Consider the following 25,308-nt stretch of genomic DNA (forward strand, 5'->3'; position numbering starts at 1 on the left):
GTCGATTTTGTTCAAGTACGAAAAATGTACGAAAAACAACACTACGCGACCGCCTTGCACATCAGCACCAGCTCGCGGTGGTCTGAGCGCACGTCCACCATGCTCTCAATGCCGTAGATTTTGCCGTTGTGGATCACACGATCCTCGGCGGTCATCCATGGCCTAAACCGCATCCTGATTCGGGCCGTCACCTCAGATTGCGCGGCCTGCGCTGCGATGAACTCCCGGCCCGTCAGCGGCTCCACAGCCGCCCAGCAGGTGAACAGGGGTGCCCAGGACTGGATGGGCTGGCCTAGCTCGTCCTCGGTGCTTGTGTAGCGCTCCACCGTCACGCGCTGGTCAAGGTCGCCCGCCTTCATGCGTACACCCGATAAGGTGCCAGCAGGCGGTCGAATGCCTGATTGCGGAACAGTTGGCGGTCGGTCTGAGCTTCCCTGTTCTCGTACAGGTCGCCCACCAGCAGCAGAGCGGCGGCCTTGATGGGTGGTGCGGCGGTGTCGTCCAGGCTGGCCACGCCCAGCTCGTTGGCCACTGCGGTGGTGCTGGCGGTAATGAGTGCGCCCAGCAGAGCGTCTTCGTCGTTGGTGTCGATGCGGCAGTGCAGCTTCACGTCTGCCAGGGTCAATAGTGCGGCCATGTCGGTTCCTCAGTTGTAGGGGTGCCAGCGCCGTGGTGAAAGGTCAGGGCCAGGCCCGCATTGGTGAATCACTCACTTCTGCACGCCGTCCGTGAAGCCCACTCGCTGGCTGTCGGGGTTTTGCTGAAACGCGGCACTGCCCGACTAATCCGCGTCCTGGCTTACCTTGCGGCCCCCCAGGCTAGGGTGAATCAAACGAACGTGAAGGCGTCAAACCCCACGAACTGCGCTTGCTCTGCTCTGGATGCCGCGCCCATGGCCATCGCCAGGGCCTGCAATCCGTCAATCCGTCCTGTTGCCTTCGCCTTGTCCAGCTTGCGCGCGCCGGTCGGGTCTTTGGTCACCACGGCATTGGCGGCGCACATGGTCAGCACCGGGTGGCCACCGTGGGCAATGCGCCCATTCAGCAGCTCGGCTTCCAGCGCATCCAAGGCCGGGGCCATGTCTTTGAACCCTTGCCCCCACTCGGTCAGTGGCAGGTCTGCGCCCAGCTTCTCCAGCTCCTTGCGCAGCAGGTCGATGCGCCAGCGGTCGTACCCAATGCCCAGCACGTCCAGGCCGTCGAATATCTCCAGCATGTCGGCCGCAACGTGTTCATAGTCCACCGTGGCCCCCGGCGTGGTGCGCAAAAAGCCTTGGCGGTGCCACAGGTCATAGGGGGCGCGGTCACGGCGGGCGCGGTCGTGCAATCCCTGCTCGGGCGTCCAGAAGTGCGGGTGCACATGCCACACCCCATCCACCTGGCCCACCAGCACCAGGGCTGTCAGGTCGGTGCGGGCCGATAGGTCCAGGCCAGCATAAACAGGGGTACATCCGAGATTGGAGACACCCTCGCCGCAAGCCTTCCACACGGTTTGCGAGATGAATGGCGAGACAGTCGAAACCCGCTGATTGAGCAGCAGATTGCGGGCGGTGTTCTCCATGCTGGGCATGCGCTGGGCCTGCGTCAGTTGCTCGCGCAGGTCGTCCAGGCTGCGGAAGGTGCCAAGGGCGGGATTTGCAGCCCTCCAGGCGTCAGCGTCCAGCAGGTTGCAGCCCTCGGGCGCGGCGTACAGGTGGCACACAATGCGCGGATCGTCGCTGCGCTGGGCGTCGTCAATCCACTGTGAAAGCAGGTCGGCGTCGTTTGCGGCTTGGGTGCTGATAGCGATCAGCAGCGGCGCTTCGTGTGCCCCCTGTTGAATATCGCGGCGTACCCGGTCAGCGTCTTACCGTTGCTGCTCAGGCCGCCTGTTGAGCGGATCTCCAACATTCGCAACCCCTTACAGCGTCAGGTCGTCAGCGACCACGAACGCCTTGGGCTGGCGCACGACTGCATCCATGGTGTGCAGGATGCGGATTCGGTAACGTTGCAGTAACGGTGCAAGCTCCATGCAAGGGCCTTGGAAGATTTGGGAGGGGGTGATGGTTTGCAAACACCCCCTACAAGGGGGTGTTTGAATCTTTACGCGATTCGCCATCCTGTACGCAGCACTGAGGGCGTTAATTCGGCCCTCTAGCCCGTACAAACCTGTTCTTCCCCTTTACGAGAATTAGGAGGCCGGTGGCTGGAGTTGCAGGCTCACCCCCGGAAGTTGATAGAGCAGGCAGCCGCCGTTTAGGCGCTTGGGCTGTTTGTGTTTTGCAGGTGCTGGCGTTGGCTCTTTGTTCAGTGCGGCTGTTTGTGCCATGCAGTCGATATACATGCGGGCGGCGGTTTTTCGGATAGCTTTCATTTTTCCCCGTGTGTGCGAAAGGTGGCCGCGCGCGAAGCGTGCGGGGTTGCTCTTACTTTTCTTTGATAAAACCTTGATGAATACATTGAGGAAACCTTGATTAATACCTTGATGTCTTCCCGATGCTCAAAACAGATCAAAATCAAAGGTGCCGGTGCCTTTCGAGCTTGGCGCTCCTGCCTGCGCTTTCGGTGCTGCTAGGGCGTTGTACTGCTCCGTAAAGGCGCTGCACACGCTGTGATGCTCTGCCCACCATGCGCTAGTCAGGGTGGTGTGCGGGCGGTATCTCAGGCGGGCAATGCCGATCATGGTGGCCTCTGCAATGTGCGTTTGCACTGGCACTGCAATCCCCTCGATGCTTTGTGCCCACGACTCGCCAATCATCCTTGCGGCGGCGTCTGTAGCGGCTTCGTACAGAGCTTTTTCTGCTTGCAGGCCATTACATGCCAGCGCGTGCATGGGCTCACCGTTGGGGCCGTCGTAGAGGTAGGGCACCCACTCGATCAACCCAAGTGCCTCCAAGGTTTTGAGCCTGCGGAAAAAGTCCACGGCACGCACATCTTCCGGCTTCTTGCCTGCCATCTTTTCCTCGGCCGTCAGCGCTTCGCGTCGGTGTGCTTTGGCGGCATCGGAATTCATGAAAACCCACTGTGATCCGCTGCTGGTGAAGTCCCACACCGTGTAAGCGCCTTGCTGGCCTGCTTTGCGACGATCAAAGGCTTGATACACCGTCTTTGCGTTGATCCCGCCGTCCTCGCGCAGATTCTGGGCGGTGTACAGCTCCACCAGTAGGCGTAGTGCCATGGGGTCTTGAGTCTGGCGCATCTTGGCAACGGGTGCCACTTCATTGGCCGCGCCTTCCACAAGCGTCCTTGGCAACCAGATCAAGTCGCCATCTTTTTGCAGCTTGTAACTAGGCCTGGCTGGCTTTCCTCCCTTGGTAGCTATGCCGTGGCTACACAGCGCCTCTATGGCCTCTTTTGCCGCACTCCAGCGCATGCCCACATGGCTTCCCACGGCCTCGGCACTCCAGCGCGTAGATACATTGTCTTTGCCGGTGCCGCACGCCATAACGAGAAACGCGCAAGCTGGGTTCATGCCCAGCTTGCACGCTGCTGTAAAGCTGTTGCGACCTACGGCGAAAAAGCCGGTGGTGCTCATTATTTCCCTTCAAGTGATAAGACGCCATCCAGTGGCTTCAGAGCGTTTTTGATGTGCTGGTGCAAACCATGCCGGTCAGTTGCTGCTGCGGCTGCTTTTGCGGCCATGGCGCAGCCAACTGCGAGGATGCTTTGCTGTAACTGGCCAGCACTGGCGCGTTGCCCAGGCTGCACCCCCGCAAGCCGGTTCAGTTCCTTATTGGCATTCATATGCATGAAGCGCTCATTTGGTGAGCCGTTGGCGGCGCGCTTGATGGCGTCGTGCAGTGCGTGATAGCTGGGCAGATATTCGGTCTGGCGCACCTCGGCGGCGCGGCGGGCATCGCGGAACGCCTGCACCATCTTCACCTTGAGGGCTCGCACCTTTGGAGTGTTGCGGCTGTAGGTCAGCAGAAGGTAGGCTTGATCCTCGTTCAGCAGGGCGAACTTCTCCGACTGCCCGCTGGGCAAGGCCTCCGTTTGAAACGTAACCTTTCCGATCTGCTCGAAGTCGGCTTTGTAGTTCTTCACCATCTCGAAAACGTTCTTATGCTGGTTGCCCAGGTGCTGCGCGAGTAGGCGGGTATCTGCGCGCGGCTCCTCCTTGATGGTGGTCAGACCAAAGTCCACGGCGCCAGTATTGGCAATGGATCCCTGCGCTACTACGCATGGAATCTTTTTCTTTTGTGGCTTGGTCATTACGCCACCTCCACTCGTTGCGATGTGGCTTGTTTGCGTATCCATGCGTCGATTTCCGCTTTCACCCAGCGGGACGACTTGCCGACTTTTATTGGCTTGGGAAATTCATCAGCCGCGATTAGCTGATAGATGCGACTACGGCCAAAACTGACGTAATGCGAGAGAGGCTCAAACGCGAGTAGCGCAGGCGGGAAAGATGGGTGTGATGATTTAGAACGTGGGCGGCTTCGTCGGTCTGAGTCGGGGTCGCCGTCACCATCCCCATCCTTATCGTCCGATGCTGCCACCTCCGGGGCACCCGATGCGCTCTCTCCACCTCCACCGGCTTCTGGCATGTCGTCGGAGATGCTCAACGTTGGAGTATGGCCACTGCCAGTCAAGTGACGCTGAACCATGCCCGCAATGGCGGTGTTGACGATGTCGTAATAAGGATCGCGGCCCAGGTTGCCGATGATGATGACTTTGTTTATGGATGCCATTTTTCACTTTCCACCCAACTTTTTTGGGTACTGTGGTTTTGTCCAGCCTCATCCAAAGAGGCGGGCGCATAATATCTCGTAATCCATGGTTGTGCAACACTATCTGTAGTGAATTTTTTGTGATTGAGCACTATAGGTAGTGTTTTCGGGCAAAAAGGCCCTGAGGGGCCTCTCGGTTTTATGTGCCTCTCGCCAGCCTTTTCGCCAATCCTTCTACTTGGCTCGCCAGGTCTGCGCACGTCCACAAATAGGCGTCTTGGAGACTGTCGTTCATGTTGCGAAACGCTTCGCCAGAGTTGCCATAGGTGTGGATGAGCAGCGCGTGCAACTTTTGCGCAGCTTCGCCTAGAGTGTCTGCATCATCTATCGTCAGGCCGTGTGTGTACTGGTTTACAGTTTGAGTAGCCATTTGTCGATCCTCCTAGATCGTTGAGTGGTCAGGCAGCCTTGGCGGTTCCGTCGCCCTGGCTGTCGCCTTTGCCGCACATGAACCGGCGTGCGGCTTGCCGGGTATCTCAAAGGGCCAATGCTGCCAAGGCGGAGCGCGCATGGTCGCGGGTCAAGTGCCCATAATGTTTTTCGATCATCGCCACGCTGGTGCCCGCCAGTTGCGCCACCGTCATGCTGTCAACGCCCGCATGAATCAGGTCGGTGATGGTGCTGTGCCGGATGCTGTAAGCGGTCGCCTTGGGCGGCAGCTCTGCCAGCGTTGCGGCCTTGTCGAACTGATAGCCCCATGTGTCCCGGCCCCATGGGCGACCCGCTGAGTTGGTGAGGATGTGTGCGCCTGGCAGCTTGTCCTTGCAGTGCTTGGTGAAGAATGTGGCCGTGCTGTCAGGTAGGGAGATTTTGCGATCCCCTCCAGCCTTGTCCTTGCCGATGGTCAGCACGCTCAGGCGCTTGTCGAAGTTGCCCACCGTTAGCGCAGCAAGCGCACCAGGGCGCAGGGGCAACATGCATAGGGCGCGCAGGAAATCCGCCATATCCGGCGCTGCGGCCTCAATCAGCTTCTTTCTCTGCGTTCGGTCGAGATACACGTCCCGGCGCTTATCGGCGTTCTTGATGGGCGCCAGCTTGCCGCGCCATGCGAAGTCCGATGTTGTCAGACCGTCCTTGTAGGCATGATTCAGGGATGCGCGAAACGTGTTCATGTCCCGATTGATGGCGCTGTCGGAGCGCTGCTTCCCTCTGTTGGCGCCGGTAGGTGTTGGCTTTGCCCGAAGCGCTTTGCGCCATGCGTCGATGTGGGCGGGCGTCAGTTTTGTCAGTTCCACCCCAGATAGTTTCTGGTCATTCAGGACGTGGCGATCAAAGCGGGCTTGAGCATCGTCTGCGGCCTTGTCGCCCTTGGTCTCGCGCAGGTTCTGCACATAGCGCTTGCACGCACCGGCCACCGTCATGGCCTCGTTGCTGCCGCCTTTGCCAAGGTGCTCAAACCACGCCTGCGCCGCCTTGGACGCCGCGTCATAGCGCTGGTGGTCGGGCAGGTCAGTGAAGTCTCCCAGCGCCTTGAATTGCTGCTTGCCGCTGGCCTCATCCAGATTGCGCGCAGCCCAGGTTCCCGAGGTCCCTGCGGTCATCTTGCGGAACCCCACAAAGCAACCCTTTGCGATCTTGGCCCAGTAGGGTTCCCGGCGCGGCTTCAGCTTCGCGCGGTCTGAGACTTTGGATATGTTTGGCATGACGGCTTTGTACGAAAAGAGTACGAAAAACCATTATGTCTAAACATGGACAAACGTGGACAAAAAATCGCGCTCTCATAGGGAGAACGCTGTCCAAGAGGGTCTCAATTTGTCTATTTTGCTGCCCAAGAGCGGCAGCGGCAAGGTGATGTGGCGCGCGCTGCAGGAGCAGGAAGCGCAATGACCGGCCTATCTCAACCGGTCTGACAATCGCAGGGGAAGGGGGGCGCCGCTTTGCGGCGGCTCTTGGGGCTGACGCGGTGGTGGTTAGTGCGCTGCGCTGGCCATGGTCAATTCGCCCAGGTCCCGCTCCAGCAGGGCAGGGTCACCCAGCTGAAGTTCGATCAGGCGGCGCAGGTGGGTGACGCTGTCCAGGTCAATGCCTTTGCACAGCAGCCCGGTGTGCAGGCCTTGCACATGGGCCACCTCGGTGGACATGGCAATGTGGTTGCCGGTGTCGGCCAATGGAATGGTCAGCTGGCACAACATGCCTTGCCTCAGCGCGGCCTGTGCGGGCACCATGATCAACGCACCCTTGAGGGACAAATCCAGCACATGCACGCTGAACGCATCGGTGGAGGTGGTCAGCAGGGCCGGTGCATCAAAACCAACGCGGACGAAGTGGCGGCGTTCATGGGGCATCGCTGTCTCCTGGGCGAAGCGGGGGTGGGCACATGCTAACTCAACCGGAGCGTGGCAGTTAATCTTTGGAGGTTTTTGCAAGCATTCGTTAGCATAGTTTCTCCATTACCTGTGGGGTCCGGTGTGAAACTTGGCGCGAACTGGTTGGCGCGGCGCTGGGCCGCATGGCTACAAGGCATCGTGTGGGTGGCCGTCTTGACTGCTAGCGCCAGCATTGCGGCTGCCACACGTGAGTTGCGTGTAGGCGTGTACTCCAATGAGCCCAAGGTTTGTGGATGCCGATGGCAAGGCTGCGGGCATTTTTGTGGACCTGCTGCAAGTGGTGGCTGCGCGCGAGCAGTGGACCATCAAATACGTGCCCTGCAGCTGGCAGGACTGCCTGGATGCGCTGCGCCAGGGGCAGCTCGACTTGATGCCCGACGTGGCACGCTCGCCCGAGCGCGAGATGCTGTACGACTTTCACAGCCTGCCGGTGCTGCACAGCTGGTCGCAGATTTACCGGACATCGGGCTCGCCCATTTACTCGTTGTTTGACTTGCAAGGCAAGCGGGTGGCGGTGCTCAAGGGATCCGTGCAGCGGTCCACGTTCTTGAACATGGTGGACAGCTTTGGTATTCAGGTGAGCCTGGTGGATGCACCCAGTCTCATCGATGCGTTTGCCATGGTGCAGCGGGGCGAGGCGGATGCGGTCATCTCCAACCACCTGTTCGGCAACTTTCATTCTGCCCGCTATGGGGTGGTGGACACGGGCATCGTGTTCCAGCCCGCTGCGTTGTTCTTTGCGACAGGCCCCAGGCGCGGTGCCGACGTGTTGGCAGCCATTGACCGATCCGTTGAGGACTGGCGCAGTGGTGCTGACCCGTCCTATGCCCAGGTGATGCGCCACTGGGGTGGGCAGAACCCCGAAGTGCAGATTTCTCCCTGGGTGTGGCGGGGGCTGGCGGGTCTGGTGGCGTTCAGTTTGCTGGCAGCGCTGACGGCCGCGATCTTGCGTCGCCAAGTACAGGAGCGTACGCGTCACCTGCGGGATAGCGAGCAAAAGCTCGCCACCATTTTGGACAGTGTGGGGGCGTCTATCTACATCAAGGGCAAGGACTACCGTTACCAGTACGTCAACCACCATACGCTGCGTTACTTTGGCCGGCCAGCGCACGAGGTGCTGGGCCGTGATGACGCGGCATTTTTTGATGCAGCCACGGCGCAGCAGCTGCGAGCCAATGACCGGCGGGTGTTGGAAGAGGGCGAAACCTTGGAGGCGGAGGAGGTGAACACACCGTCCGCAACGGGTGAGACACGCGCGTTCCTGTCCGTCAAGATTCCGCTGCGCCACGCCGATGGCAGCATTTATGCACTGTGTGGCATCTCGACCGACATCACCGAGCGCCGCAAGGCCGAAGAGTCGCTGCAGATTGCGGCCACGGTGTTTGAGTCGTTCGAGGGCATGATCGTCACTGGGCCAGACCAGCGCATCCTCAAGGCCAACCAGGCCTATGCGCGGCTGACCGGCTACACGGTTGACGAGCTGGTGGGGCAGACGCCGCGCCTGCTGCACTCGGGCCGCCAGGACGCATCCTTTTACGCCGCCTTGCAGAACAGCTTGCATGCCACGGGCATGTGGCAGGGGGAGGTGTGGAACCGGCGCAAGGACGGCTCCGAATACCCGGCCTGGATCACCATCACCACCGTGCGCTCGCCGCGCGGCGAGATCACGCACTATGTGGGCACGCAGACGGACATCTCCAGCCGCAAGGCGGCCGAGGAAGAGATCCGGCTGCTGGCCTTCTATGACCCGCTCACGGGCCTGCCCAATCGCCGGCTGATGAATGACCGCTTGCAGCACAGCCTGGCCGCCAGCGCGCGGTCGGGCGCAGGCGGCGCGTTGCTGTTTGTGGATCTGGACAACTTCAAGGACCTGAACGACACCCAGGGCCACGAGCTGGGCGACCAGCTGTTGCGCCAGGTGGCCGCGCGCCTGGGGGGCTGCGTGCGCATGGGCGACACCGTGGCGCGCCTGGGTGGGGACGAGTTTGTGGTGTTGCTGGAGGGGCTGAGCCCCCAGGTGCACGAAGCTGCCGCTCAGGCCGAGACGGTGGGACGCACGGTGCTGCAAGCGCTCAGCCAGAGCTACCCGCTCGACGGCCATGCGCACCACAGCTCCTGCAGCATCGGCATTGCGCTGTATGCCGATGCGCGCGGCTCGGTGGATGAACTGCTCAAGCACGGCGACATGGCCATGTACCAGGCCAAGGGTGCTGGCCGCAACACCTTGCGCTTCTTTGATCCGCGCACCCAGGCCAACGTGACGGCGCGCACACTGCTGGAGGCCGGGTTGCGCGAGGGGCTGCGCGAGGGGCAGTTTTTGCTGCACTACCAGGCGCAGATCAGCCAGCAGCAAGGTGTCGTGGGCGCCGAGGCACTGGTGCGTTGGCAGCACCCGCAGCGTGGGCTGGTGTCGCCGGCCGAGTTCATTCCGGTGGCAGAGGCGTCGGGCCTCATCGTGCCGCTCGGCGTGTGGATTTTGCGCACGGCCTGCCAGCAACTGGTGGCATGGGCCCGCGACCCGCAAACCGCCCACTGGACCCTGGCAGTGAACGTGAGCGCGCGGCAGTTCCGCCACAGCCATTTTGTGGATGAAGTGCTGGGCCTGCTGGAAGAAACCGGCGCCAACCCGCACCGGCTGAAGCTGGAGTTGACCGAGACCCTGCTGCTGGACGATGTGGAGGACACCATACAGCGCATGGACACCCTGCGTGCGGCAGGGCTGGGCTTCTCGCTGGACGACTTTGGAACGGGGTATTCCAGCCTGAGCTATCTCAAACGCTTGCCGCTGGACCAGCTCAAGATCGACCAGAGCTTTGTGCGCGATCTGCTCACCGATGCCAACGACGCCAGCATTGCCCGCACCATCGTGACACTGGCCCAGAGCCTGGACCTGGGGGTGATTGCCGAGGGCGTCGAAACCCTGGAGCAACGCGACATGCTGGCGGGGCTGGGATGCCACACCTGGCAGGGCTACCTGTTCGGCCGCCCGGGACCGGCTGAGGCGCTGTTGCAGGCGGCGGCCGCTGCGCAGACGTCGTGACACCGGTTGACGTATTTGGCGCCTTAGCCAGAGCGTCCACAGCGTTGCGCTACCTCATGGCTTGCCAACAACTGTCGCCATTGGCTGACATTGTGTAGCGCGTGGACGGTGTAAGGTATGGCAGGTCTTGTGACCGGCACAGGGCTGCCCTCCCTATGTACGCACTGTCTGCGTGCACGGTGTGGCAGTCAGCAGGAGCTTTCCATGAAAAACACTATGTTTCCCACGATCCGTCTTCTTGTTTCTGGCGCGGCAGCGGCCGTGTTGTTCGGCCTGGCGGGCGGCGCCCACGCGCAGGCCTACGTCAATGCCACCGTGGGGGGCGAACTGGCACCCGGCGTGTATGGCCGTATCAACATCGGCAACGCGCCCCCGCCCCCGCTGCTCTACGCAGAGCCCGTCATCATCCAGCGCCCCGCCGTGGTGATGCCGCGCGCCCCCATCTACCTGTATGTGCCGCCGGGCCATGCCAAGAACTGGGGCAAACATTGTGCCCGCTACAACGCCTGCAGCCAGCCGGTGTACTTTGTGCAAGAGCCGCCTCCACGCCGTGGCAACCCGTACCAGGGCCCGCGCGGACGCGATGACCTGCGCTGGGACGACGACCACGGGCGCGGTGGCAAACACGACCGTGACCATGACCGTGGGCATGGCCGGGGCGAAGGCCGTGGCAAGGGCCATGGCAACCGGGACTGAGCGGCCTTCTCAACCTGGGGCTGCAACCGTATTGAGCCGGGCGCAGCCCCGCACCACACCCTGTTTGCGCCACCGCAGAGCCTGTGGGGGCGCCTGCGGTTAAGCTCGGGCCCCTATGGCCCAAGTCTCCTTTTCTCCCCCTTTCACCACACCGTCTGACGTCGCCAGCCAACTGCGCAGCAGCGGCTTTGCCGTGCTCGGTCCCGCGGCCGTTGCCGAGTGGGTTGGCTGTGATCTGTCTGCTCTGCAGGCCTTGAACAGCGACTGGGCAGCCTTGCCGCCCGATGAGTTCTTGAAGGACGGTGGCCGCTACCGGCGTCGTCGCCACGCCTGCTTTGTGCTGCAAGGTGGTCAGATGCAGCAGGTGCCGCACCGCGCCCACTGGCAGCCGGTTGAGTACAACGCGTTGCATGGTGGCATGGAGCGCTGGTTTGCGCCCATGGAGCCCGCCACGGTGGCGCAGCCCGTGTGGCAGCAATTGCTGGCCGCGCTGGCGGGTGTGTCGGACGCCGTGTTTGCCGGGCCGCAGGCACCGGTGCCCTGGTTTGTAGAGGCGCACCAGTTTCGCATCGACACCACCGACGGCATTGGCCGCCCCACACCCGAAGGTGCCCACCGCGACGGGGTGGATCTGGTGGCGGTGTTTCTGGTGGGGCGCGAAGGCGTCAAGGGTGGTGAGACGCGTGTGTTTGAGGCCAACGGCCCTGCCGGGCAGCGCTTTACGCTGACCGAGCCGTGGTCGCTGCTGCTGCTGGACGATGCGCGCATGATCCATGAGTCCACCCCCATCCAGCCGCTGGCCGAAGGGGGCTACCGCGACACCCTGGTGGTGACCTGCCGACGGGGCAACTTTCAGGGCGCAGACGTGGTGGGGCTGGCGCCATTGGGGACTTGAACGCCCTCCGCAGGAGTGCATCCGATTTGATGCGAATCAAGATGCGCGGTAAGGTAGGCGTTCACACTGATCACTGTGGGGCCACAAGCCCGTCACACCATTCAACCCAAGGAGATGCACCATGTTCAAGCACATTCTGGTTCCTGTCGATGGTTCCAAGACCTCGATGCTGGCCGTATCCAAGGCCGCAGGCCTGGCCAAGACCTTCGGCAGCGCCGTCACGGCGGTGTACGTGATCGACCCGTATCCCTTCACTGGCGTGGGCGCTGACTTTGCCTACGGCCAGGCGCAATACATCAGTGCCGCCACGGCCGAGGCCAATGCAGCGCTGGATGCCACCAAGAAGGCCATGGCCGATGCGGGGGTGCAGGTCACCGCCGTGGTGGGCGAGGGCCATGCGGTGCACGATGGCATTTTGCGGGCCCTGGAGGGCTCGGGCGCCGACCTCATCGTGATGGGCTCACACGGCCGTCGTGGCCTGGAAAAGCTGGTGCTGGGCAGCGTCACGCAGCGTGTGCTGGGTGTGGTGCACATCCCCGTGCTGGTCGTGCGGGACTGAGTGCCCTTGCCTCATGAAAAACGGCTCCGAAAGGAGCCGTTTTTATTTCAGTTCTCGATGACGCTGCGCACCACCCGTAGCCATCTGCGCTTGGAATAGGCACGCCCCAGGCCAGTGCACCCGTGGAGCTGGCTTTGCCAGTCCACCGGGTGCGTCCCCCTCCAGGGGGAAGGCGCGAAGCGCCTCAGGGGGTCACTCAATCTTTGCGCCAGAGGCTTCAACAATGCCCTTCCACTTGGCGTAGTCGGTCTTGAGCAGGGTATTGAACTGAGCGGACGACATGGCCTCCGGCTCGGCGCCTTGGGCATGGATGGCGGCCTTCATTTCGGGGGTGGTCAGCAGTTTGTTGATTTCTGCGTTGACGACGTTCACCACGGTGGCCGGTGTGCCGGCGGGAGCAAACACGCCGTACCAGGTGCTCACATCAAAGTCTTTGAAGCCCGACTCGGACACGGTGGGTACCTCGGGCATGGACGAACTGCGCTTGGCCGAGGTCACGGCCAGCGGGCGCAACTTGCCCGACTTGATCTGGGCCATGGCCGACGGCACCGAGGACATGAGCAGGTCCACGTTGCCGGACAGCGCATCCATCAGCGCAGGGTTGGAGCCCTTGTACGGGATGTGGCTGAGCTTGATGCCCGCAGCCTTCTCGAACAGGTCGCCCGCCAGATGGATGGAGGTGCCGTTGCCGGGCGATCCGTAGGTGATGGTGCCGGGCGCAGCCTTGGCGGCAGCCACCACGTCGGCCAGCGTCTTGAACTTGGAGTTCGCGCTGGTCGCAATGACCACGGGCGTGTAGGCCACATGGGCCACGGCGGTCAGGTCCTTGGTGGGGTCCCAGGGCAGGTTCTTGTAGAGCCAGGGGCCGATCACCAGGTTGTCTTTCTGGCCCATGACGAGGTCATAGCCCGTGGGCGCGGCCTTGACGGCCTCGCCAATGCCGATGGTGCCGCCCGCGCCGGCCTTGTTGTCTGCCACCACGGTCCACTTGGCGCCTTCGGTGAGCTTGGTGGCCACCAGGCGCGACAGGATGTCGGTGCCGCCGCCGGGTGGGAAGGGCACGATCAGGCGGATGGGCTTGGTGGGGTAGGCCGCTGCCGGTGCGGGCGCCTGTGCGTGGGCCGTGGTACCCAGCGCAAAGGCGAGGGCGGTGAAGGAAAGCAGGGTGCGAATCATAGTGAGCAATGTCTCCGTCGTTTCATGGGATGTGCAGGCCGCCGTTCGGGGCCCACTACACGGCTGATCTGGGTCAGCGGGCGCCAATGATCGCTGATCACCGGCGGCGGCTGCCTTGCCAATAGCGGGTGGCAGCATCGCCGCTGGCGATGGCGTTCTGCGCAACCCGCAGTCCCCTGTCAGTTGCCAGATGGCAGGTTCAGAGGCGTTCAAAAATGGCCGCAATGCCCTGGCCGCCGCCAATGCACATCGTCACCAGCGCGTAGCGGCCCTGGATGCGTTGCAACTCGTAGATGGCCTTGACGGTGATGAGCGCACCGGTGGCGCCGATGGGGTGGCCCAGCGAAATGCCCGAGCCGTTGGGGTTGACCTTGGCCGGGTCCAGGCCCAGGTCCTTGGTCACTGCGCAGGCCTGGGCGGCAAAGGCTTCGTTGGCTTCGATCACGTCCAGGTCGTTGATGGTGAGGCCAGCCTTCTTCAGCGCCAGTTGCGTGGCGGGCACGGGGCCAATGCCCATGTACTTGGGGTCCACTCCCGCATGGGCATAGGCCACCAGGCGGGCCAGGGGCTTGGCGCCGCGCGCCTTGGCCGCGCCAGCCTCCATCAGCACCACGGCGGCGGCGGCGTCGTTGATGCCCGATGCGTTGCCTGCGGTCACCGTGCCGTTTTCCTTGATGAACACGGGCTTGAGCTTGGCCAGGTCTTCCATCGTGGCGCCGGGGCGGAAGTGCTCGTCGGTGGCGTACAACACGTCGCCCTTCTTGCTCTTCAAGGTGACGGGGACGATCTGGTCCTTGAACACGCCAGCCTGCGTGGCGCGCTCGGCGCGGTTGTGGCTTTCGACTGCCAGCTTGTCCTGGTCTTCGCGGCTGATGCCCCACTTGGCGGCGATGTTCTCGGCCGTCACACCCATGTGGATGTTGTGGAAGGGGTCGTGCAGCGCGCCGATCATCATGTCCACCATCTTGGTGTCGCCCATGCGGGCGCCCCAGCGCATGTTCAGGCTGGCAAAAGGCACGCGGCTCATGTTCTCGGCACCACCGCCAATCGCTACATCGGTGTCGCCCAGCAGGATGGACTGGCTGGCGTTGACGATGGCCTGCAGGCCCGAGCCGCACAGGCGGTTCACGTTGAAAGCAGGCGTGCCTTCGCCGCAGCCGCCGTGGATGGCCGCCACGCGCGACAAGTACATGTCCTTGGGCTCGGTGTTGACCACGTGGCCAAACACCACGTGGCCCACGTCCTTGCCCTCTACGTTGGCGCGCGCCAGCGATTCGCGCACGACGAGCGCGCCCAGATCGGTGGGGGGCACGTCCTTGAGGCTGCCGCCAAAGGTGCCAATGGCGGTGCGCACTGCGCTGACGACGACGACTTCACGGGTCATGGGGAGGTCCTTTCAGTTGAATTTCAGGTCAAATTGGCCGCTAGCGCTTGTCCATAATGCGCGAGTAGCTATAAAAACAGGAGTATCTGGGCTTCATGCATCCCTGACATCGGCCACTGGGTTGGTGCCGAAGTCTGCGCGCTCCAGCCAGGCGAGCACGCGGATAGCGGCGTCGGCAGGCGATGTGAGCTGGCCACCCGTCTTGAGGTTGGCGAAATTCTGGCGGTCCGGGAAGGCGGCCGGGTCGGCACCGCGCAGCTGGACCTGCATGTCGGTGTCGATCACACCGGGAGCCAGCGAGCATACCTTGGCACCATGGGGCTTGATGGCTTCGTCCAGCGCCACGCAGCGCGTGAAATGGTCCATGCCCGCCTTGGCGGCGCAGTACGCGGCCTGTGAGGCCATGGCCCGGCGGCCCAGGCCTGAGGAGATGTTGAGCACCTTGCGGGGTACCGTCCAGCTGTCCGTTGCGCCCAGAAACGCGGCGGTCAGCTGCATGGGCGCCTCCAACCCTACACGCAGGGCGGTGGCCAGGTCGTCCACATCGCTGCCTGACAGCGGCGCAATGCGCGGGATCATGCCCGCGTTGTTGATGAGGGTGGCGCTGGCAAACGCCTGTGGGCCTTGGGCTTGCAGCCACGCTTGCAGCTTGTGGGCGGCCTGCTCGCCCTGCGACAGGTCTTGTTGCCACTGTTCGAGGGTGACGCCTGCGGCCCGGGCCTCGGTGGCCAGGTCGTCATTGGCACTGCGCGCGATGCAGATCAGGGTGTTGCCGCTGCGCAAAAGCTGCTGGGCCATGGCCAGGCCCATGCCGCGCGATGCGCCGGTGAGGATGTAGAGGTGGTTTTGAGGCATCCCGCCATGTTACTGCGCAGTACACAGGTCCGGGTACTGCTACAGGCGCGGGGGAGACTCCAGCGCAGCCAGCAGCAGTGCCAGCCGCGTGTCCAGCGCCGCCAGGTCGGCCGCCTTGAGGGCTGAGAGGATGCGGTGTTCGTTGGCCACATGGGCTTCCACGGCGCGGTCGATCAGTTCCAGCCCCTGGGGCGTGAGCTGCACCAGCGAGCTGCGTGCGTCGGCGGGGTTGGGCAGGCGTTCGATCCAGCCTTGGGCCTCAAGCTTGGTCATGCGATGCGTCATGGTGCCAGAGGTGACCATGAGGGTGGAGAACAGCGTGGTCGGGGCCAGGCAGTAGGGTGCGCCACTGCGGCGCAGCGTGGCCAGCATGTCGAACTCCCAACTGCTCAGGCCGAACTCGGCAAAGGTTTCGTCGAGCCGCCGCTCCAGCAGCACGGCGCAGCGCTTGATGCGCCCGATGGGGCCCATGGGGCTGGCGTCCAGGTCGGGGCGCTCGCGTTGCCACTGGGCCAGGATGGCATCGACGGCATCGGGTTGGCGTGTGGTGACCATGAGGGTGTGTGGGTTGATTTATCTTGAATTCGAGATTGTATGGTAGAGTTTTTGTCTTGATATAAAGATAAATAAATGACTTCTGCACGTTCTTTTGAAAGTTCTTCAGCACGTTCTGTTGCCTGGTTGGATGCGCTCACCACGGCCCTCGGGCCGGTCATCTGGGGCTCGACCTACATCGTTACCACTGAGCTGCTGCCGCCCGACAGGCCTTTTACCGCCGCGCTGCTGCGCACCTTGCCTGCCGGTTTGCTGCTGGTGTTGTGGTGCCGCCGCTGGCCGGCCTGGGGCGACTGGGTGGGGTGGCGGCGCCTGTTGGTGCTGGCGGCGTTGAACATTGGCGTGTTCCAGGCGCTGCTGTTTGTGGCGGCTTACCGGTTGCCCGGTGGCGTGGCCGCGGTGGTGGGGGCCGTGGGGCCACTGGTGGTGATGGGCCTGACCTGGGCGCTGGACCACCGGCGACCGCCCGGGCTGGCGCTGGTGGCCGGGGCGCTGGGTGTGCTGGGCATGGCGGCGCTGCTGTTGTCGCCCGGTGCGCGCTGGGACATGGTGGGTGTGGCCGCCGCGCTGGTGGGCACGTTGTGCATGGCGGCAGGCACGTTCTGGTCGCGGCGCTGGCGGTCTGACCTGCCGGTGCTGGCGTTTACCGGCTGGCAGTTGTTGGCGGGCGGCGTGATGCTGGCGCCTGTGGCCTGGGCGGTGGACCCGCCTTTGCCTGCGCTCACCCCCACCAACATCGCGGGTTATCTGTACCTCAGCCTGGCGGGTGCGCTGGTGGCCTATGCGCTGTGGTTCCGTGGCATTGCGCGCTTGCCGTCGGTGGCTGTGTCGTCGCTGGGGCTGCTGAGCCCCGTCACGGCCGTGCTGTTGGGTTGGGCACTGCTGGGGCAGTCCATGACGGGCGTGTCGCTGATGGGCATGCTGGTGGTGCTGGCGAGCATCCTGGCGGTGCAGTGGGCGATGTCGCGCGCCGTGCCGCCGGCCGGGCGCTGACCAGCAAATATTGTTTGCTATTGAATAGATAGCGTTTGGTGCTTATTCCACTAGCGCTAACGGGCAATTTGGCTAGAAATCGGCCGCCCACTCCAGCGCTACCTGCTCCCTGGTGGTGGGGTGCGCAAAGGCCAGATGACTGGCATGCAGCAGCAGGCGCGGGGCTTGCGCCAGTGTGGCGGCATCGGCGTACAGCGCGTCGCCCAGGATGGGGTGGCCAATGGCGGCCAGGTGCACACGCAGCTGGTGGGTGCGGCCGGTGATGGGCTCCAGTTCGATGCGGGTGGTCTGGGCCGCCGCATCGTGCGCCAGGGCGCGCCAGCGGGTCAGGCTGGGTTTGCCCACGGCATGGTCGATGACGCGCAGCGGGCGGCGCTCCCAGTCGGCAGCGATGGGCAAGTCGATCTCGCTCCAGTTGCCGTCAGCCGTGCCCAGCAGCCCCTGCACCACGGCCTGGTAGCGCTTGTGCACTTGGCGCTCGGCAAAGGCGTGGCTCAGGCGTCGCTGTGCGTCGATGTGGCGGGCCATGAGCACCAGGCCCGATGTGGCCTGGTCCAGCCGGTGCACGATGAGTGCCCCGGGCCAGCGCTGCTGGGCGCGGGCGCTCAGGCAGTCTTGCTTGTCGGGGCCCCGGCCGGGCACGCACAGCAGGCCCGAGGGCTTGCACAGCACCAGCAGGTCGTCGTCTTCGTACAGCGCCTCTACGCCAACTGCCACGGGTTCAGGCAGGGTCATGGCCCACGATCAGGCGCTGCACGGTGGCGCAGAGTTCTTCCACGTCGTTGGGTTTATGGATCAAGGCCTGGGCGCCTTCGGCCAGCGCGGCCTGTTCGATCTCTGCCGTCACATAGCCCGAGGCCAGGGCCACGGGCAGGTCGGGGCGGATGAGGCGGGCCTCGCGCACCAGGTCCACGCCACAAAAGCCGGGCATGTTGTAGTCGGTGACCAGCAGGTCATAGGCCTGCGGGGCGGCCCGTAGCGCGGCTGTGGCCTCGTGCGGGTCGGTGTAGCCGCTGACCTCGTAGCCCCGTCGGCGCAACAGGCGTTGCACCAAAAAGACCAGGGCCTGGTCGTCGTCCACGTACATCACGTGGTGCTTCTTGCCCGGTGCACTGCTGGGGGCTTCGGCGGCCACTGGCGCAGAGCCCGTGGCCGCCAGCGGTGCCGCCTGCGCGGCAGGGCTGAGCTGCGCACCCGCACCGGTGGCCACCGGAAAGTACAGCGTGAAGCGGCTGCCCTGGCCTGGCGCGCTTTGCACATCCACGCCGCCTTCGTGCGTGCGCATCACGCCATGCACCACCGCCAGGCCCAGGCCGGTGCCCTGGCCCACGGGCTTGGTGGTGAAGAAGGGCTCGAAGATGCGCGCAAGCAGGGCCGCGTCCATGCCGGGGCCGGTGTCGCGCACCGTCAGTGCCACGTAGTCGATGGGCGCGAGGCCCAGGCGCTCGGTCAGGCGCTGGTCGGGCTGCACCGTGGCGGCCTCTACGTGGATGCTGCCGCGCTCGGCGCCCTGGCTCTGAATGGCATGGACTGCGTTGGTGCACAGATTGAGCAAGGCTTGCTCGACCTGTGTGGCATCGGCCAGCACCGGTGGCAGGCCTGCCTGCAGCTGCATGTGCAGCTCAATGGCCGGGGGCAGGGTGACGCGCAACAGGCGCTCGGTGTCGTGCACCACTTCGGCCAGCGACACGGCCGAGCGCTGTGGCGGCTCGTTGCGGCTGAAGGTGAGGATCTGGCGCACCAGGTCGCGCGCGCGGCGGCCAGCCTTGTCGATCTCCAGCAGGCTCTCCAGCACGGGCGAGCCTGGCACGCAGTCGGCTTTGGCCAGTTCCACATTGCCCAGGATGGCGCCCAGGATGTTGTTGAAGTCGTGCGCAATGCCCCCGGCCATGGTGCCCACGGCCTGCATCTTGTGCGACTCGCGCAGCTGGGCTTCCAGCTCATTGCGGTGCGCCTCGGCCTTCTTGCGACCGGTGAGGTCGCGCGCGAACACGGTGGTGGTCTCGCCGTCGGCATGGCGCTCGAACGACACACTGACCTCCACCGCCAGCTCTTTGCCGCTGGCGGTCAGCGCGGTCATCTCGCCCAGCAGGGCCTGCGTGGTGAGCTGGGCAAACGCGAGGGCCTGCGCTGCGTCGGGCAGAAAACGGTCCAGGGTGCTGCCCAGCGCGTCGCTGGCGCTGCACTGGAACAGCGCCGCCGCCGTGGGGTTGAACACGGTGATGCGCTGGTGCTGGTCCACGCAGATGATGGCGTCCAGCGCGGAGTTGATGACGGCCTCCAGCCGCTTTTCGCTGGCGCGGATCTGCTCGTTGCGCTGCTGCAGGGTCTCGGCGCTGTGCTGCAGCGCCTGGCGCTCGGCCAGCAGCGGGCCCTGGTCGATCACGGCGCACAAGAACTGCGACAGCGGCGGGCCGCTGGTCTGCGGCGCGTCGATGTGGGCGATGTGCAGGTCGCCGGTGATGCGCGTGGCATCGCTGATGGTGAACACCACCTCCTTGACCTCGCTGTGCCCCAGGTCCTGTGCTTGGGCAAAGGCCTCGCGCACGCGGGCGGCGTCTTGTGGGCACACAAAGGGCATCAGCGCGGTCAGGGGCCGGTCGCGTTCGGTGGGCTGGAAGGACCGGTGCGCCATCGAGTTGGCCTGCACCACCATGTCTTGGTCGTCCACCACCATGAGGGCCAGGGGCACGCTGGCAAACAGGGTCTCGAAGCGTTCGTACGCGCTCTCGGCCACGGCCTGGCTGTAGCGCAGCACCTTGTTCTGGTTTTCCAGCTCGCCCTGGTAGGCGCGCAGCTCGGCCACCAGGCCCTCCGCCGATGCGCCGGGGGTGCGGGGATGGGGGGCGGGCGGGCGCGGCGCGGGCTCTGCGGCTGCACTTTGGCGGCCTGCAGGGTCCAGAAAAGACAGGTCGGGTTCACTCATGAAGGTGCGCGTTCAGCCGGGGGCTCACCCGGGCAATCACTGCGCATGAGTGTACGCCCGCCTGTCTGGGGGACACGTGATGGCATCTGCGCCAAAACGCCTGATTACAGCGTGCCACCGGATCGATTGTTGATGAATTGCGAACAATCCTTTTCTTCGGCAGGGCTTACCGAACCGAAGCCTGGTGCCTACAGTTCCACCATCAACGCATCCATCGATCCATCACCTCTTTCAGGACCTTGCCATGACCATCGACACATCCGCCGCCCAACCCCTGCTGAACAAGCTGCAATGGCGCTACGCTGCCAAGAAGATGAACCCCGCCAAGGCGGTTCCGCAGGACAAGGTGGAGCGCATTCTCGAAGCCGCGCGCCTGGCACCTACTTCCAGCGGCCTGCAGCCGTTCGAGATCATCGTGGTGACCGACCCCGCAGTGCGCGCCCGCATCCAGCCCATCGCATGGAACCAGGCGCAGATCACCGACGGCTCGCACTTGCTGGTGTTTGCCGCGTGGGACAACTACACCGCCGACCGCATCAACATGATGTTTGACCTGACCAATGACCAGCGTGGCTTCAAGAACGAAGGCTGGGAAAACTACCGCCAGATGCTGCTGAGCAGCTACCCCCAGCGCGATGCCGAGCTCAACTTTCAACACGCGGCACGCCAGGCCTACATCGGCATGAGCGCAGCGCTGATTGCCGCCGCGTTTGAAGAGGTGGATTCCACCCCCATGGAAGGCTTCGATCCCAACGCGCTCGATGAGATCCTGGGTCTGCGTGCACGTGGCCTGCGCAGCGTGTCCATCCTGCCGCTGGGCTACCGTGCCGATGAAGGCGACTGGCTGGTGAGCCTGAAGAAGGTGCGCCGCCCCCGCGAGCAGTTCGTGACCGAAGTCTGAGTCGTTCGCTTTCAGGCATCAACAAGGCCGGGCAGCAGCTGCCCGGCCTTTTTTGCGTGTGCGGCATCAGCGCATGGCAGGCGCCGCATCCGTTACGCGGCGCATGGGCGTCAGCACCAAGGCCAGCGCAGCCAGCACCACCAGCGTGCCGCCGCTGGCCGCAAATAGCTGGGGCAGCGTGACGCTTTTCATCACCCAGCCGGTGACGGCTGCGGAAATGGGGGCCAGGCCCATGAAGATGAACATGAACAGGCTCATCGCGCGGCCCAGCAGAGCGGGTGGTACGCGCTGCTGGATCCAGGTGAACACGCTCACCTGCATGAAGCCGCCGAGCAGGCCGATGACCAGCATCAGCGCCGCACCTTGCCACACGGCGGTGATCAGCCCCATGGGCATGAACAACGCACCGATGATGGCATCGAACGCCAAAATGGTCAGGCCCAGGCTGCCGAACCGCAGCCGGGGCACCATGCCCGACACCACCATGCCCAGCAGCGTGCCCGCGCCATGGGCGCCCACGATGATGCCGAAGGCGGCGGCACCCAGCTGGGGGCTGCTGCTGGCCAGCACCGGGATGGCGATGTGGATAGGGCCCATGATGAACAGGGCGATGGCGCTCCAGTACAAGAAGCAGGTGCGCAGCTCGCTGTCGCGCCAGAAGTGGCCCAGGCCCTGCGCCACCGAGGCCAGCACCGCTTGCGGCGCAGCGGCGGGGGGCGACATGCCCGCATGCGTCTGCACGTTGGAGAGCGTCCAGGCAGACACGGCGAAGCTCAGCGCATCGAGCGCAAAGGCCAGGCCGATGCCGGTGGCGTTGGCATGGGCTGGTGCATCGGAGGCAGCCTTGATCGCGTCGCCCGCACCAAACAGTGCAATCAACAGCCCCGCCAGCAAGGGCCCCAGGAACATCGTCAACTGCCGCAGGCCCAGGCTGATGCCGTTGGCGGCCTGCAACTGAGGGCGCGCCACCACGGACGGCATCATGGCCGTGCCTGCAGGAATGCTGAAGGCCGTGGCCAGGCCAATGCCCAGCGACAGCGCGTACACCATCCACAGCGACAGCGTGCCCGCAAACACCAGCCCCGCCAGTGCGGCCAGCAGCACCAGGTTGACGTATTTGGTGATCATCAGCACCTGCTTGGGCGAATGGCGGTCCACCAGCGCGCCACCGATCAGGATGAACAGTGCGCGCGGCACGCTGATGAGGGCCAACACGGTGCCCAGCACCAGGGTGTCACCAGTCATCTGCAGCACCAGCCAGGGCAGCGCGATCAGCGTGAACTGGTCGCCCAGCATGGATAGGGCTGAGCCGCCAATCATCCAGCGGAAGTTGCGGTCCTGCAGCAGCGCGGCGCGCGGGTCTGCGGACGGACTTGCAGGGCCCGTACCGGGTGGGTGGGCAGGGTGGGGTGCGGTGTCAGGTCGCATGGACAGGGTCTCCTAAAGAGTGACGGATGTGCGCCCGCCTGGTGAGCCATCGGCCCACGGCGGTAAAACGCACGCACAGGTGGTAGCTGGCAAGGCACAGGGCGGTGGTGGCCAGCACGTTGATCAGCATCTTGGCCAGGGCCGGAATCGGCAGGCCGTACAGCAGCGCACCCAGGCCGATCGTGAGCGGCAGATGCACGAGGTACACCCAGTACGAGCTGTCGGCCAGGTAGGCCAGCCAGGCGCGGGGCTGGCCGACATGGCGCAGAAAGAGCCCAATCAGTGCAAAGCTCCAGAGCCACGATGCGCTGTTGTAGGCCAATGCCATCCAGAACTGCAGGTGCCGGGTGGCAGACACGGGCGTGGCCAGCACGTCGGTAAAAGCCCCGGTGACCAGGACCAGCGCAAAGGCCGATGCCTCCGGCTGTGCCAGGACCTCGGACAGCAGCGCAGTGACCAGAAAGCCCACCAGCCCCAGGCCCGCCAGCGCAGGCCAGTGCCGTTCGTAGCGCGCCATCAGCGCCTTGCGGTGCACGTGCAGGCACAGGCCGAAGCTGTAGAACAGTCCGTTGTGAATCCACTCCGCCAAAGGCGGCAAGAAAGACCCGTTGGGCGTGACGATGCCATGGTCGTAGCCCGCGCCAATCCAGGCCAGCGGCAGCGTGAGCACCACCAGGCCCAAAGGGGTTCCACCCAGCCAGAGGGCACAGCGCTGCAGCGCCTGCTGCACCGCTGCGGGCAAGGCGCGCACGGCAGTCCATGCCACCGGCGTCAGAACCGCCAGCCACAGCAGCATCCACAAAAACCACAGGTGCATGGTGGCTGGGCCCTGGGGCACGTTGGGGCCTCGGGGCAACAGGCTGCGATCCACACCCCAGGTGCCATAGGCCATGCGGTGCAGGAACAGCAGCCCGAGCAGCGCGCAAGCGACGAACAGCGGTGGCCAGAACAGCGCAAACGGCAGGCCCAGGCGGCGCAGCCGGTTGCGCACCATGCCGGTCAGCCCATGCCGGTGCACCAGCGCCGCCACAAAGAACCCGGCGAGGATAAAAAACAAGGGCATGCGGAAGGCATGAATCACAGCCACCAGCAGGTCTGCCAGAGAGCTGGACTGGTCGTCGTGCCAGGGCAGGGGTGAGGGCCGGCTCATGTAGATGACCGAGACATGCAGCACGATGCCCAGCCACATCATGGTGGCGCGCAGGTTGTCCAGGGCGTGCACCCGCCGGGTGGGGGTGGAGGGGCCGGGGGAGGAAGTCGATCCGTTCATGGGGGCCGACTGTGGGGCCTCACGTTGCGTGAGGGTCAAGCACTTTTCAGTGGTTTTTTGGAGACTGTGTGATCGTCTCAGCGGTGCGCGGAGACCTCAGCGGCGCCACGGCAGGGGTCGGCATCGCTTGCGCCAGCGCCGCCTGCAGGTAGGTGCGCACGGGGGCACTGAGGGGTGAGCCTGCTTGCAACAGCGGCTCGTTGGCCGACGCCGTGAGCAGCTTCTGGCGCAATTGCGCATCGCCGCGGCTCAGCTGGTCGAACAGCGCATTCCAGCGCAGGGCGGCCGCCGCCGCATCGGCATGGTCTGTGGGCACTTGGCGGGCCAGCAACTGCTGTACGTCGCGCTCCAACGCCGCCCAGGCGGTGTGTGGCACGTGGCCCAGTGTGCGCAGGTCGTCGCGGGTCAGGTACTTCTCCAGCAAGGCCAGCCGCAGCTTGATGGCTGTTTCCACATACTCGATCATGTCGCCGGGTGGTGCGTGGTTGCGCCCCTGGGCGCTGGGCTCGGTGCGGAACATGTGGCCCCAGCGCTCCAGCAGGTCCAGATCGCCCCCCATCCAGTGCAGCATCAGTGCCATCCAGCGGTAGGCAAGTGCCTGCATCTCGGGCGTGTCGGGCTGCAGCTGGCGGTCCATGGCGCTGCGCACCAGGTCCTTGACAACCATCCAGTCGGCTTCGATCAGGCTCCAGTTGGTGAAGATCTGCTTGAGTTCTGTGGTGCTGAAGTATTTGCCATAGGTGGTCATGAGCGCGAGCGCTTCCAGCCAGTTACCCATATCAGGCTCGGCACCGGCCATGAGGCCGTCGCGCAGCATGGTCAGGCGCCCGCGCAGTTCGGTGGCCTGGGTGATCTGCTGGTCCAGCGCACGGATCTGCTGACCAATGATGCGCTGGGGCGCCACCCCTTCGCCCGCCAGCAACTCGGCGATGTCGCTGAGCGCCAAGCCCATCTGGCGCATGGTCTGGATGCCATGCAGTCGCTGCACATCGGCCTGGCTGTACAGGCGATACCCCGCGTCAGACCGGCCCGAGGGCTTGAGCAGGCCGATCTCGTCGTAGTGGTGCAGCGTGCGCACCGTGAGGCCGGTGCGCCGCGCGAGATCACCGACCTTGAGCAGCATGGGTTCAGCGGCCGATGGAGAGGAGTTCGATCTCGAAGTTCAGCGTGGCGTTGGGTGGGATCACGCCACCGGCTCCCCGGGCGCCATAGGCAATGCCGGGCGGGCAGGTCAGCTTGGCCTTGCCGCCTGGCTTCATGCGTTGCACGCCTTCGGTCCAGCAGGGAATCACGCCGTTGAGCGGAAACGAGGTGGGTTCGCCGCGCTTGTAGGAGCTGTCGAACTCCTTGCCGTCCAGGAACGTGCCCTTGTAATGCACCTTGACGGTGTCGGTGGCTTTGGGCGAGCCGCCCGTGCCGTCCTTTAGGGACTCATAGACCAGCCCGCTGGCCGTGGTGACGGGCTGGGATTGGGCGTGGGAAAAGGCAAAGGGGCTGGCCAGCAGGCCGGCGAATACGAGGACGGTGGAAAAGCGCACGGGTGTCCCTTGAAAGAGTAAAAAGGAAGAGGATGAATAAAAGGTTGCCTGCGGCAT

Annotated in this window: 25 protein-coding genes; 6 read left to right on the top strand and 19 right to left on the bottom strand. The window is 64.2% G+C overall.

Features of this window, described 5'->3' with window-relative positions; genetic code table 11:
* Nucleotides 1-41: 41 nt before the first annotated feature.
* From OIN59_RS19940 to OIN59_RS19980, 9 genes are all read right to left on the bottom strand, one after another.
* A complete protein-coding gene (locus tag OIN59_RS19940) occupies nt 42-359 on the bottom strand; it encodes a phage head closure protein (RefSeq protein ID WP_274113139.1) in 318 nt (105 codons plus the stop codon).
* Nucleotides 356-637: a head-tail connector protein gene (locus tag OIN59_RS19945; RefSeq protein ID WP_274113140.1), complete on the bottom strand. Its 282-nt coding sequence runs from the start codon at nt 635-637 to the stop codon at nt 356-358. The genes OIN59_RS19940 and OIN59_RS19945 overlap by 4 nt, the downstream gene beginning before the upstream one ends.
* 191 nt (nt 638-828) lie before the next feature.
* Complete coding sequence (locus tag OIN59_RS19950) at nt 829-1,701, bottom strand: terminase TerL endonuclease subunit (protein WP_328517988.1); 873 nt, start codon at nt 1,699-1,701, stop codon at nt 829-831.
* A gap of 777 nt (nt 1,702-2,478) precedes the next feature.
* Entirely contained in the window at nt 2,479-3,513 is a 1,035-nt protein-coding gene (locus tag OIN59_RS19955; protein WP_274113141.1) for a hypothetical protein, read from the bottom strand.
* A complete protein-coding gene (locus tag OIN59_RS19960) occupies nt 3,513-4,190 on the bottom strand; it encodes a Rha family transcriptional regulator (RefSeq protein WP_274113142.1) in 678 nt (225 codons plus the stop codon). The genes OIN59_RS19955 and OIN59_RS19960 overlap by 1 nt, the downstream gene beginning before the upstream one ends.
* Nucleotides 4,190-4,669, bottom strand: coding sequence for a helix-turn-helix transcriptional regulator (locus OIN59_RS19965; protein WP_274113143.1), 480 nt, complete (start codon nt 4,667-4,669; stop codon nt 4,190-4,192). The genes OIN59_RS19960 and OIN59_RS19965 overlap by 1 nt, the downstream gene beginning before the upstream one ends.
* A 178-nt stretch (nt 4,670-4,847) precedes the next feature.
* Nucleotides 4,848-5,078, bottom strand: coding sequence for a hypothetical protein (locus OIN59_RS19970; protein WP_274113144.1), 231 nt, complete (start codon nt 5,076-5,078; stop codon nt 4,848-4,850).
* A gap of 106 nt (nt 5,079-5,184) precedes the next feature.
* Nucleotides 5,185-6,351 carry a tyrosine-type recombinase/integrase gene (locus tag OIN59_RS19975; RefSeq protein WP_274113145.1) on the bottom strand — a complete coding sequence of 389 codons (1,167 nt, stop codon included), beginning with the start codon at nt 6,349-6,351 and terminating at the stop codon, nt 5,185-5,187.
* Nucleotides 6,352-6,618: 267 nt separating this feature from the next.
* Nucleotides 6,619-6,993 (bottom strand): PilZ domain-containing protein, encoded by a 375-nt coding sequence (locus OIN59_RS19980; protein ID WP_274113146.1) that lies wholly within the window; start codon nt 6,991-6,993, stop codon nt 6,619-6,621.
* A 256-nt stretch (nt 6,994-7,249) separates the two neighbouring features.
* Between OIN59_RS19980 and OIN59_RS19985 the strand changes: the two genes are divergently transcribed.
* The 4 genes from OIN59_RS19985 to OIN59_RS20000 all read left to right on the top strand — a co-directional run bounded on the left by OIN59_RS19985 (nt 7,250) and on the right by OIN59_RS20000 (nt 12,225).
* The gene (locus tag OIN59_RS19985; RefSeq protein ID WP_274113147.1) at nt 7,250-10,075 is read left to right on the top strand and encodes an EAL domain-containing protein; all 2,826 of its coding nucleotides are present in this window, start codon (nt 7,250-7,252) and stop codon (nt 10,073-10,075) included.
* A gap of 204 nt (nt 10,076-10,279) precedes the next feature.
* Nucleotides 10,280-10,771: a hypothetical protein gene (locus OIN59_RS19990; protein WP_274113148.1), complete on the top strand. Its 492-nt coding sequence runs from the start codon at nt 10,280-10,282 to the stop codon at nt 10,769-10,771.
* A 115-nt stretch (nt 10,772-10,886) separates the two neighbouring features.
* Entirely contained in the window at nt 10,887-11,666 is a 780-nt protein-coding gene (locus OIN59_RS19995; RefSeq protein WP_274113150.1) for a 2OG-Fe dioxygenase family protein, read from the top strand.
* A gap of 121 nt (nt 11,667-11,787) precedes the next feature.
* The gene (locus OIN59_RS20000; protein WP_274113151.1) at nt 11,788-12,225 is read left to right on the top strand and encodes a universal stress protein; all 438 of its coding nucleotides are present in this window, start codon (nt 11,788-11,790) and stop codon (nt 12,223-12,225) included.
* A gap of 192 nt (nt 12,226-12,417) precedes the next feature.
* Here the strand turns inward: OIN59_RS20000 and OIN59_RS20005 are convergent, their stop codons facing one another.
* From OIN59_RS20005 to OIN59_RS20020, 4 genes are all read right to left on the bottom strand, one after another.
* The gene (locus OIN59_RS20005; RefSeq protein WP_274113152.1) at nt 12,418-13,401 is read right to left on the bottom strand and encodes a tripartite tricarboxylate transporter substrate binding protein; all 984 of its coding nucleotides are present in this window, start codon (nt 13,399-13,401) and stop codon (nt 12,418-12,420) included.
* A 199-nt stretch (nt 13,402-13,600) separates the two neighbouring features.
* Nucleotides 13,601-14,785, bottom strand: coding sequence for a beta-ketothiolase BktB (gene bktB / locus OIN59_RS20010; RefSeq protein ID WP_274113153.1), 1,185 nt, complete (start codon nt 14,783-14,785; stop codon nt 13,601-13,603).
* A gap of 93 nt (nt 14,786-14,878) precedes the next feature.
* The gene (locus OIN59_RS20015; RefSeq protein WP_274113154.1) at nt 14,879-15,640 is read right to left on the bottom strand and encodes an SDR family NAD(P)-dependent oxidoreductase; all 762 of its coding nucleotides are present in this window, start codon (nt 15,638-15,640) and stop codon (nt 14,879-14,881) included.
* Nucleotides 15,641-15,679: 39 nt separating this feature from the next.
* Complete coding sequence (locus OIN59_RS20020) at nt 15,680-16,195, bottom strand: MarR family winged helix-turn-helix transcriptional regulator (RefSeq protein ID WP_274113155.1); 516 nt, start codon at nt 16,193-16,195, stop codon at nt 15,680-15,682.
* Between the two features lie 75 nt (nt 16,196-16,270).
* Between OIN59_RS20020 and OIN59_RS20025 the strand changes: the two genes are divergently transcribed.
* Nucleotides 16,271-17,188 carry an EamA family transporter gene (locus OIN59_RS20025; RefSeq protein ID WP_274113156.1) on the top strand — a complete coding sequence of 306 codons (918 nt, stop codon included), beginning with the start codon at nt 16,271-16,273 and terminating at the stop codon, nt 17,186-17,188.
* A gap of 72 nt (nt 17,189-17,260) precedes the next feature.
* Here the strand turns inward: OIN59_RS20025 and OIN59_RS20030 are convergent, their stop codons facing one another.
* Nucleotides 17,261-17,923: an RluA family pseudouridine synthase gene (locus tag OIN59_RS20030; protein WP_274113157.1), complete on the bottom strand. Its 663-nt coding sequence runs from the start codon at nt 17,921-17,923 to the stop codon at nt 17,261-17,263.
* A complete protein-coding gene (locus tag OIN59_RS20035; protein ID WP_274113158.1) occupies nt 17,910-20,114 on the bottom strand; it encodes a PAS domain-containing hybrid sensor histidine kinase/response regulator in 2,205 nt (734 codons plus the stop codon). The genes OIN59_RS20030 and OIN59_RS20035 overlap by 14 nt, the downstream gene beginning before the upstream one ends.
* Before the next feature lie 244 nt (nt 20,115-20,358).
* Between OIN59_RS20035 and OIN59_RS20040 the strand changes: the two genes are divergently transcribed.
* Nucleotides 20,359-21,015 (top strand): NAD(P)H-dependent oxidoreductase, encoded by a 657-nt coding sequence (locus OIN59_RS20040; RefSeq protein ID WP_274113159.1) that lies wholly within the window; start codon nt 20,359-20,361, stop codon nt 21,013-21,015.
* Nucleotides 21,016-21,081: 66 nt separating this feature from the next.
* Here the strand turns inward: OIN59_RS20040 and OIN59_RS20045 are convergent, their stop codons facing one another.
* The 4 genes from OIN59_RS20045 to OIN59_RS20060 are packed head-to-tail and all read right to left on the bottom strand — an operon-like array spanning nt 21,082 to nt 25,218.
* Nucleotides 21,082-22,443, bottom strand: a complete 1,362-nt coding sequence (locus tag OIN59_RS20045; protein ID WP_274113160.1) for an MFS transporter — start codon at nt 22,441-22,443, stop codon at nt 21,082-21,084.
* A complete protein-coding gene (locus OIN59_RS20050) occupies nt 22,433-23,713 on the bottom strand; it encodes an acyltransferase family protein (RefSeq protein ID WP_274113161.1) in 1,281 nt (426 codons plus the stop codon). The genes OIN59_RS20045 and OIN59_RS20050 overlap by 11 nt, the downstream gene beginning before the upstream one ends.
* 46 nt (nt 23,714-23,759) lie before the next feature.
* Nucleotides 23,760-24,836: a MerR family transcriptional regulator gene (locus tag OIN59_RS20055; RefSeq protein WP_274113162.1), complete on the bottom strand. Its 1,077-nt coding sequence runs from the start codon at nt 24,834-24,836 to the stop codon at nt 23,760-23,762.
* Between the two features lie 4 nt (nt 24,837-24,840).
* Complete coding sequence (locus OIN59_RS20060; RefSeq protein WP_407655125.1) at nt 24,841-25,218, bottom strand: FKBP-type peptidyl-prolyl cis-trans isomerase; 378 nt, start codon at nt 25,216-25,218, stop codon at nt 24,841-24,843.
* Nucleotides 25,219-25,308: the final 90 nt, after the last annotated feature.

This window comes from Acidovorax benzenivorans (genome assembly GCF_028680575.1).
GTDB lineage: Bacteria > Pseudomonadota > Gammaproteobacteria > Burkholderiales > Burkholderiaceae_C > Acidovorax > Acidovorax benzenivorans.